8 protein-coding genes are annotated in these 9,353 nt (G+C 76.2%); 4 read left to right on the forward strand and 4 right to left on the reverse strand.

What is annotated here, in order from left to right:
• The coding region (locus ACLIYP_RS27370; RefSeq protein WP_412715781.1) for an O-antigen ligase family protein at positions 1 to 456 on the forward strand (456 nt) is incomplete at its 5' end.
• 78 nt (positions 457 to 534) lie between these two features.
• Here ACLIYP_RS27370 and ACLIYP_RS27375 read toward each other — a convergent pair.
• Positions 535 to 1,326, reverse strand: a complete 792-nt coding sequence (locus ACLIYP_RS27375; RefSeq protein ID WP_412715782.1) for a glutamate racemase — start codon at positions 1,324 to 1,326, stop codon at positions 535 to 537.
• Between the two features lie 85 nt (positions 1,327 to 1,411).
• On the reverse strand, positions 1,412 to 2,659 hold the full coding sequence (locus tag ACLIYP_RS27380) for a TerD family protein (protein ID WP_412715787.1): 1,248 nt from the start codon (positions 2,657 to 2,659) through the stop codon (positions 1,412 to 1,414).
• Positions 2,660 to 2,951: 292 nt separating this feature from the next.
• Between ACLIYP_RS27380 and ACLIYP_RS27385 the strand changes: the two genes are divergently transcribed.
• Together ACLIYP_RS27385 and ACLIYP_RS27390 are read left to right on the forward strand one after the other, a co-directional pair.
• Positions 2,952 to 3,416, forward strand: a complete 465-nt coding sequence (locus ACLIYP_RS27385; RefSeq protein WP_093659452.1) for a DUF6643 family protein — start codon at positions 2,952 to 2,954, stop codon at positions 3,414 to 3,416.
• Positions 3,417 to 3,453: 37 nt separating this feature from the next.
• Positions 3,454 to 4,281, forward strand: a complete 828-nt coding sequence (locus ACLIYP_RS27390) for an MOSC domain-containing protein (RefSeq protein ID WP_412715783.1) — start codon at positions 3,454 to 3,456, stop codon at positions 4,279 to 4,281.
• A gap of 343 nt (positions 4,282 to 4,624) precedes the next feature.
• Here ACLIYP_RS27390 and ACLIYP_RS27395 read toward each other — a convergent pair whose 3' ends face one another.
• Entirely contained in the window at positions 4,625 to 5,944 is a 1,320-nt protein-coding gene (locus ACLIYP_RS27395; protein ID WP_412715784.1) for a helix-turn-helix domain-containing protein, read from the reverse strand.
• Positions 5,945 to 6,188: 244 nt separating this feature from the next.
• Between ACLIYP_RS27395 and ACLIYP_RS27400 the strand changes: the two genes are divergently transcribed.
• On the forward strand, positions 6,189 to 8,567 hold the full coding sequence (locus tag ACLIYP_RS27400; protein WP_412715785.1) for a phosphoketolase family protein: 2,379 nt from the start codon (positions 6,189 to 6,191) through the stop codon (positions 8,565 to 8,567).
• A gap of 32 nt (positions 8,568 to 8,599) precedes the next feature.
• Here the strand turns inward: ACLIYP_RS27400 and ACLIYP_RS27405 are convergent.
• A partial coding sequence (locus ACLIYP_RS27405) for a universal stress protein (RefSeq protein WP_412715786.1) occupies positions 8,600 to 9,353 on the reverse strand: 754 nt, incomplete at its 5' end.

Here is a 9,353-nt window from a genome sequence, read left to right on the forward strand (position 1 = left end):
GTCTGGGCGGTGGCCGGCGGCGCGCTGCCGGCGGCTTTGGAGAGGCCGCTCCAGGAGCCGCTCACCTCGCAGCGGATCGTGCTGTGGCGGGAGGCCCTGGCGCTCGCGGCGGAGCATCCGGTGCGCGGCGCGGGGCCCGACCGGTTCGGCGCGCTGAACCGGGCCGTCGAGCAGGGCGCCGCCCCGGACGGCAAGCCGCACTCGGCACCGCTGCAGGCCGCGGCCGAGCAGGGGGTGCCCGGTGTGCTGCTGCTGGGGGCCGTCTTCGGCTGGGTGCTGCTCGCGCTGTACCGGTCGCCGCGCCCGACGCCGGTGGTGCTGGCGACGGGCGCGGCGCTCACGGGGCTGGCCGCGGTGGCGAGCGTGGGCAACGCGCTGAGCTTCAACCAGATCACCGTGGGCGCGGGGCTGCTGGTGGGACTGGCGACCGCCGGGGAGGGCGGGGAGGCCCCGTAGCGGGCCGCGGGGTGAGCGGAGCGCGGTGGGCCCCGGCGGGGACGCGGGCGCCCGGCCGGTCCGTACGGCGCGGTCCGCTCAGCCGGTCCGTACGGCGCGGTCCGCCACCAGCAGCCGCCCCTCGGCATAGCCGCGCGCGGGAGCGGACAGTTCGGTGGGCCTGCCGGTGTGGAGGACGGTCAGACCGCCGCTGGGGGGCGCCGTCGGGTCCGGTTCCGCGCCGATGCGCCGCAGCGCCTGGGCGGCGACCGCGGCGGCCGAGCCGTACAGCACCGGATCGGGGGCCTGCGAGGAGCGGACGGCGGCACGGATGCGCTCGGCGACCAGTTCGTAGTGGGTGCAGCCCAGCACCACCGACCGCACCGCGCGCGGGGTGAGGGCGGCGGCCGCGGCGACGGCGGCGTCGACGGCGGCCTCGTCCCCCTTCTCCACGGCGTCGGCCAGCCCGTGGCAGGGCACCTCGGTGATCTCGGCCCCGTTGCCGAACCGGGCGATGAGGCGGCGCTGGTAGGGGCTGCCGGTGGTGGCGGGGGTGGCCCAGACGGCCAGGGGCCCGCCCGCGGCGGCGGCCGGCTTGACGGCGGGCACCGTGCCGACCACCGGCACCGCGGGCTCGAGCTCGGCGCGCAGCACCTCCAGGGCGTGCACGGAGGCGGTGTTGCAGGCGACGATCAGCGCGTCGGGCGCGTACGCGGCGGCCGCCCGCGCACAGTCCAGGGCGCGGGCGGTGATGTCCTCGGCGGTCCGCGGCCCCCAGGGCATGCTGTCGGGGGCGGACGACAGGACGAGGTCGGCGTCGGGTCTCGCACGCCGCACCGCGGCCGCGGCGGCCAGCAACCCGATCCCGGAGTCCAGAAGCGCGATTCTCACGGACCACAGCGTACGGGCACGGGCGGGCTCGGCGCCCACCGGACGGCCCGGCCGGCGCCGTGCGAGGGCGGCCGCCCGGGGGAGGTCACTTGCGGCCGGGCGTCCACTGCATGCCCCAGCCGTAGGCCTGGTCCACCGTCCGCTGGGGGCTCACCCCGCGTTCGGGCACCAGGAAGCGCGACTCGCGCTGGACGACGAGGTCGCCTCCCCGGTTGGTGATCAGCGCCAGTGCGCAGACGGTGGAGGGGAGGGTGCACTCGTCGAGGGAGAAGTCGACGGGCGCGCCGTGCTGCGGGGTGAGCGTGACCGTGGCGTGGAGTCCGGCGAAGCTGCGGGCGCCCTCGTAGATCGTGACGAAGATCAGGATGCGCCGGAACCTCTCCCTGTGGTCGAGGTTGACCGTGAGGTTCTCGCCGGTCTCCACGGCGCCGGTGCGGTCGTCGCCGTCGAGGTGGATGTACGGCGGACGGTGCAGTGCGCCGAAGGCGTTGCCGAGTGCCTGGACGACCCCCTTGCTGCCGTCGGTGAGCTCGTAGAGGGCGCACAGGTCCAGGTCGAGGTCCGCGTGCATCGCCATGGCCCGGCCCAGCTTGCTCCCCCAGCCCCTGAACTGCTTGCGCGTCTGCCAGTTGAGGTTGACCCGCATCGTGCCGGAGGTGCCGCCCTGCTTGGCGAGGGAGACCGTGGGGGCCTCCTTGGTCAGGGTGACCTTGGTCAGCCTCACCGGCTGCGGCGCGGGCCTCGCCGGCGCGGCGGCGACGGGGGCCGCGGGTGCGGGGGCCGCGGGCAGGGGGCGGGACGGCGGCGCCTGCGGCTCGTCGACGGTGATCCCGAAGTCGGTGGCGAGGCCGGCCAGTCCGCTGTCGTAGCCCTGCCCGACGGCCCGGAACTTCCAGGCGCCCTGCCTGCGGTAGAGCTCGCCGAGGACGAAGGCGGTCTCGACGGTGGCGTCCCGGCTGTCGAACCGGGCGAGTTCGGCCCCGCTGCCGGCGTCGAGCACCCGTATGCACAGCCCCGGCACCCGGCCGAAGTCCCCGCCGTCCGCGGAGGCGGCGACGACGACCTTCTCGACGGCGGGCCCGAGGCGGGCGAGGTCGACGGCGAGGGTGTCGGTCACGGTGCCGCCCGCGGGGCGCTTGCCCTCGTGGCGCACGGCGCCCGAGGCGTGCCGCGCCTGGTTGTAGAAGACGAGGTCGCCGTCCGAGCGGACCCTGCCCGAGGAGGTCAGCAGCAGTGCCGAGGCGTCCACGTCCGGCACCCCCGGCCCGGTGCGCCATCCCACCTCGACCCGGACCGAGTCCGCGGGGACCGGGACGTTGGCGCCTTTGAGCATGGTCATGCTTCCCCCTCCGTGGCCGGGCCGTCCGCGTCCTCCGCGTTCCGCCGGGCCACCAAACCTATTGCAGCGGGCCGCCCGCCGGGACGTGCGGGGAACGGTTTTCCCGCGCCGGGCATCCCCGTCGGCCTCCGCCGGTCCGCTCCCCGGCCGTCCCGTCTCCCGGACAGGCGATATGACCGTTTCCTACGCCTTTGGCCACAGCCGCGGCCGATGACCGCGGAGAACCCGTCAAATGACCTTCTTTTCGCTCTCCCCAACCAGCACATCGTGGGCTTAACTTATGAGTATGACGTCCCCCCGCAGCACCTACGGCGGTGGCTACTACAGCGCGCCGTCCTTCGCTGACACCCCGATCTACGACAGCCTGGTCGCCGAGCGGGGCACCCCTCAGATCGCACCCATACGCGTTCCGGCCTCCCCGTACGAGACCTCGGACCATCTGCCCGCCCTCCCGGCCGCGCTGCCCGCGCTGCCCTCGGGGCCCTCCTACCAGTCGCAGCCGGCGCGGGGCTACCCGGCCCCGGCCTACCCGCAGCCCGCGCCGGTCCAGCAGCCCGCGCCGCTGCAGCAGGCGCCCGCGCCGTACATCCCGCAGCAGGCCACCGCGCCGCGCGGCGGGTACGGCTACCCGCAGCAGCCGCAGCCGCAGCAGATGCGCCCGGTCGCCGCCCGCCCGGCGCCCGCCCAGAGCCCGTACCCCGGCTCGTACGAGGAGCCCTACGGCCACTCGTACCAGGGGCGCGGTTACTGACCCGCCGACTGTCCGGCCCGGGTGGCAGGATGGGCGCATGACCACGTCCACACTGGCCGCGCTCAACGTCTACCCGGTGAAGTCGTTCGCGGGTGCCGGCACCGCCCGTGCCGTCGTGGAGCCATGGGGACTGTCGGGGGACCGGCGCTGGATGGCGGCCGGTCCCGACGGCGCACCGCTCACCCAGCGCGGGCACCCGCGCCTCGCACTGGCCGCCGCCGAGCCGCTGCCCGGCGGCGGCCTGCGGCTGTCCGCTCCCGGGATGCCGCCGCTGACCGTCGAGGTGCCGGATCCGGCCTCGGGCACCGAGGTGTTCGAGGTGTGGCGCACCAAGGTGGAGGCGGTGCCCGCGTCCGGTGAGGCGCACGGCTGGCTGACGGAGTATCTGGGGACGGACGCGCGGCTGGTCCACATGGACGCGCCCGAGCACCGGCGTCCGGTCACCTCCTCGCACGGCCGCCCGGGCGAAACGGTGAGCCTCGCCGACGCGTTCCCGGTGCTGCTGACCACGGTCTCGTCGCTGGACGCCCTCAACCTGCTGATAGAGCAGGGGGATCACCCGGACGAGGGTCCGCTGCCGATGGACCGCTTCCGGCCCAACGTGGTCGTCGAGGGCACCGCTCCCTGGTCCGAGGACGGCTGGCGCCGCATCCGGATCGGCGAGGTGTCCTTCCGGGTGGCCAAGCCCTGCGGCCGCTGCGTGGTGACCACGACCGACCAGGCCACGGCCGAGCGGGGCAAGGAGCCGCTGCGCACCCTGGCCAGGCACCGCCGCTCCGGCGACCGGCTGCTGTTCGGGCAGCTCCTCGTTCCCGAGAACACCGGCACCCTGCGCACGGGGGACCCTCTGGAAGTCCTGGACTGACGGACGCGGGCGGCACGGCGGGGCCGGATGAGGCCCCGCACGCGCGGGGTCCCCACCGGGCGCCGTTCGTCCTGCTCGCCGTCAAGCAGGTCGTGCGGCCCCGCCGTGCCACCCGGCGGTCCGGGAGAGGAGCGCCGCTCCACGCCCCGCTCCCGGGTGCGCACCGCCCGAACGGGCGGCCCCTCCCGGCGCCGGCGGCCACGGGGCGATCGGCCCGGGCAGGGCCCGGGCGCCGCCGGGCGGCCGGGAGCCTTTCCCAAGGCGTCCCCATGGAACGGAACACGGAGGCTTCGCCGCACCGGCTCGCCCATGGGCGGCCGAACGGCGAAGGCGCACCGCCACGTTAGGCAACGGGAGGTTGCGGGAACGTTGCGCCACGGCCGCGCGGGGCGCACGCCCCCCGCGGCCGTCCGATCCCGTAGGCGTCGCGCAGGGCTTCCAGCCGTGCGCCGGGCACCGCCCCGGCCTCCGGGGGCAGCGCGCCGACCAGGGCTTCCCAGGCCTGGAGGTCGTCCTCCCCCCAGGGGGTGCGCACCCAGGCGTCCAGCAGTTCCGGATCCCGGCGGGCGAGCAGTGCCCGCCGCAGTCCGTCCTCCAGCCGCCGCCGCATCCGCACCACCCCGGGCGCCTCGGACAGCGGCAGCAGCGGACCGCGGTAGGCGGCCAGCGCGGTGGGCAGGTCACCGGCCTCCAGCGCCTCGGCGACCGTGTCGCGGTCGGTGCGCACCCGGGCGGTCAGGCGGTACGGACGGGAGGCCAGGAGCGGGCCCAGCACCCCGCGCAGCCGGGACAGTTCGGCGCGCAGGGTGACCGGGCTGACGTCGCGTTCGCCGTACAGCTCCAGGGCGAGCCGGCCGCCGGAGAGCCCCTCGGGGTGGGAGGCGAGCAGCAGCACGATCTCGCTGTGCCGCGCCCCCAGCCGTACCGGCGCCCCGGACCGGCCGGTGCGGAGCAGGGCGCCGTCGCGGCCCAGGACCTCCAGGAGGCGGACCGGGGCGGCGGCCGGGAGCAGGGAGGCGAGCTGAGCCTCGGCAGCCCGGGCGGTGGCCTGGACGAGGGCGAGGCTGTGCGGTGAGGCGAGGTGGTCGCCGCCGGTGATGTCCACGACGCCCAGCACCCGGCGGGTGCGCGGATCGCGGACGGGGGCCGCGGCGCAGGTCCAGGGCTGGGCGGGACGGCAGTAGTGCTCGGCGGCGAAGATCTGCACCGGGTGTCCGAGGGCGAGCGCGGTGCCGGGGGCGTTGGTTCCGGCGTGGGACTCGGACCAGCGGGCGCCGGGGACGAAGTTCACCCGCTCCGCGCGCCGCCTGACCTCCGCGTGGCCCTCCACCCACAGAATCCGGCCCTGCTCGTCGCAGACCGACAGCAGATGGGCGCCCTCCTCGGCGATGCCTCCCAGCAGCTCCCGGAACAGCGGCATGACCCGGCCCAGGATGTGCTCCCGGCGGTGGGTGTCGAGGTCGTCGTCGGCGAGGTCCACGGGGGCCATCTGGTCCACTCCGACCGACGCCCTGGCCGAGCGCTGCCAGGAGTCGGCTATCAGACGGCGCACGGGCGCGCCGACCGCTCCCCCGGCCAGGAACGACTCGTGGGCGCGGCGCACCGCTCCGGACCGTTCGGCCGGGTCCGCACCCGCCTCCAGCGCCAGCCATTGTCTGAACACGCCGCCATCGTGCTGCCGGGGAGGGTGCCGCGGCAACCGGACGGCGGGCGCGGGGTGTCGCGCGGGCGCCCGTCACGGCGCGCGGCCTCCGCCCGGGCGGCGTGCACGGGTGTGGCCGACCGCGCGGAGGGGACACGGGGCACAGGCGCCGCACGTTCCGGAGGGCCCCGGAGCCCCCGGGGGCCGACCGGGCGGCGGCCCGAGTGACAGCCCGAGCCACGACCGAGCCACGACCGGAGGTTCCATGCAGACGCACCCCCCGCTCACCGACCGCGAGTGCGCCGAACTGGACGCGCACTGGCGTGCCCTGAACTACCTGGCCGCGGGCCAGCTCTACCTCAGGGGCAACCCGCTGCTGCGCGAGGAGTTGCGCCCCGAGCACGTCAAGCCGCGGCTGCTGGGCCACTGGGGCACCTGTCCGGGCCTGGGCCTGGTCTACACCCATCTGAACCGGGTGATCGGCGCCCGCGACCTCGACGTGCTGTGCGTGTGGGGGCCGGGCCACGGCGCGCCCGCGGTGCTGGCGGGGAGCTGGCTGGAGGGCACCTTCGGTGAGCTCTGGCCCGGCATGGGGCGCGACGAGGCGGGGATGGCGCGGCTGTTCGAACGATTCTCCTCCCCCGGCGGGCTGCCCAGTCACACCTCCCCGGTGGTGCCCGGCTCGATCCAGGAGGGCGGGGAGCTGGGCCACTCCCTGTCCCACGCCTACGGGGCCGCCCTGGACAACCCGGACCTGGTGGCCGTCTGCGTCGTCGGGGACGGCGAGGCGGAGACGGGGCCGCTGGCCGCCTCCTGGCACTCGAACAAGTTCCTGGACCCGGTGCACGACGGCGCGGTGCTCCCCGTCCTGCACCTCAACGGCTACAAGATCGCCAACCCGACCGTCCTGTCCCGCATCCCCCACGAGGAGCTGGACGCCCTGCTGCGCGGCTACGGCCACCAGCCGCTGTACGTGACGGCCGCCCCGGACACCCCGCCCGCCGAGGTGCACCGCGCCCTGGCCGCCGCCCTGGACACGGCGCTGGAGGAGATCGCCGCGATCCGGCGGGCGGCGCGGGAGGAGGGGACGGCCGGGCGGCCCCGCTGGCCGGCGATCGTGCTGCGCACCCCCAAGGGCTGGACCGGTCCGCGGGAGGTGGACGGCGACCCGGTGGAGGACACCTGGCGCTCCCACCAGATCCCGGTGAAGGACGTGCGCGACGACCCCGGCCGGCTGCGCGTGCTGGAGCGGTGGCTGCGCTCGTACCGGCCCGAGGAGCTGTTCGACGGCTCCGGCCGCCCCCTGCCCGGGGTGCTGGCGCACGTACCGCGCGGGGAGCGGCGGCTGGGGGCCTCGAAGCACGCCGACGGCGGCCGGCTGCGGCGGCCGCTGCCGCTGCGCGGCCCGGAGGCCTTCGCGGTGCCGGTGGACCGGCCCGGCGCCTCCTCCCACGAGCCGACCCGGGTGCTGGGCGGCATGCTGCGGCGGGTCTTCGAGGACACCGCGCAGCGGCGGGACTTCCGGCTGACGGCCCCGGACGAGGCCGAGTCCAACCACCTCCAGGACGTCCTGGAGGCCACACCCCGCGCCTGGCAGGGCGCCTCGCTGGAGACGGACCGGAACCTCGGCGGCGGCGGCCGGGTGATGGAGGTGCTCTCCGAGCACCTGTGCCAGGGCTGGCTGGAGGGCTACACCCTCACCGGGCGGCACGGGGTGTTCACCTCCTACGAGGGGTTCTCCACCATCGTGGCGAGCATGGTCACCCAGCACGCCAAGTGGCTGCAGAGCGCCCGCGAGGTGCCCTGGCGTGCTCCCGTGCCGAGCCTGAACTACCTGCTGACCTCGCACGTGTGGCGCCAGGACCACAACGGCTTCTCCCACCAGGACCCCGGCTTCGTCGACCACGTCCTCACCAAGAGTCCCGAGGTGGTGCGCGCCTACTTCCCCCCGGACGCCAACACCCTGCTGTGCGTGGCCGACCACGTGCTGCGGACGACGGACACGGTGAACGTGGTCGTCGCCGGCAAGCAGCCCTGCTTCGACTGGCTCACGCCGGAGCGGGCCCGCGACCACTGCGAGCGCGGCGCCGGGGTGTGGGAGTGGGCCGGGACCGAGCGGCCGGGACGGGAGCCGGACGTGGTGCTGGCCTGTGCCGGGGACGTGCCCACCCAGGAGGCGCTGGCCGCGGCCTCGCTGCTGCGCGAGCACCTGCCCGGGCTGGCGCTGCGGGTGGTGAACGTCGTGGACATCGCCCGGCTGATGCCCGCCTCGCGGCATCCGCACGGGCTGCCGGACGCGGAGTTCGAAGCGGTGTTCACCCGCGACCGGCCGGTGGTGTTCGCCTACCACGGCTATCCGTGGCTGATCCACCGGATCGCGCACCGGCCGGGCCTCCACGACCGGCTGCATGTGCGCGGCTACCGGGAGAGCGGGGCGACCACCACCCCGTTCGACATGGTGGTCCGCAACGACCTGGACCGCTACCGGCTGGTCATGGACGTGGTCGACCGGGCGCCGGGGTTCGCGGAGCGGGCCGGGGGGCTGCTCGCGTCGGCGCGGGACGCGCGCGAGCGGCACCACGGCTGGATCCGCGAGCACGGAACCGACCTGCCCGAGGTCGTCGGCTGGCGCTGGCCGGGCTGACGGAGCGGGCCGGCGGCCGGTCGGGCGGCCGGTCAGGCGGCGGTGGGGACGAGCACCACGGGGCAGTGGGCGTGGTGCAGCACCGCGTGGGTGACCGGGCCCAGGCGCATGCCGAGGAGGCGGTGGCGGCGGTGCGCGGCCAGGACGACCAGGTCGGCGGCGGCGCTGGCCTCGACGAGCGCGTGGCCGGGCCCGGCGTACACCGTCTCGACCCGGGCGTCGACGTTGGGGTACGCCTCGCGCAGTCCGGCGACGGCGTCCATCGGCACGCTCTCCTCGTAGCGGGCCTGCTCCTCGGCGATCTCCTCCAGCATCCGGGTCGGCGGCGGCACCATGACACCGGGGTAGACCGGCAGCTCCCAGGCGTGCAGGACGAGCAGTGCCGCCGCCCGCCGCTCGGCCTCCTCGAAGCCGTAGCGCGCCGCGTCGGTGTCCGTGCCGTACTCCACGCCGACGACCACGGCGTGCCGGGGGCGCTCGTTGTCGCCGCGCACGACCATCAGGGGCCCCTCGATGTGCGCCGCGACCCGCAGGCTCACCGAGCCCAGCAGCAGCCCGGTGAAACCGCCGTGGCCGCGGGTGCCGACCACGGTCAGCGCGGCCCGGCGCCCGGCGCCCACCAGCGCGGCGACGGCGTTCTCGTCCGCCGCCGACGGCACCACCTCCAGCCCCGGGGCGCTCTCCCGGGCCCGTTCCGCGGCCGCCTCGGCGATGTGCCGGGACTGCCGGACCAGTGCCCGCCGGTGCTCCTCGTCGGCCGGGCGGGCCCCCGCGGACGCGCCCGCG

Source organism: Streptomyces nanhaiensis (assembly GCF_046614825.1).
Lineage (GTDB): Bacteria > Actinomycetota > Actinomycetes > Streptomycetales > Streptomycetaceae > Streptomyces > Streptomyces radiopugnans.

Excerpts from the sequence above, each read along its gene's own strand:
- ACLIYP_RS27390 (WP_412715783.1), top strand. The coding sequence starts at position 3,454 with ATGACCACGTCCACACTGGCCGCGCTCAACGTCTACCCGGTGAAGTCG.
- ACLIYP_RS27400 (WP_412715785.1), top strand. The coding sequence starts at position 6,189 with ATGCAGACGCACCCCCCGCTCACCGACCGCGAGTGCGCCGAACTGGAC.
- ACLIYP_RS27380 (WP_412715787.1), bottom strand. The coding sequence starts at position 2,659 with ATGCTCAAAGGCGCCAACGTCCCGGTCCCCGCGGACTCGGTCCGGGTC.
- ACLIYP_RS27385 (WP_093659452.1), top strand. The coding sequence starts at position 2,952 with ATGACGTCCCCCCGCAGCACCTACGGCGGTGGCTACTACAGCGCGCCG.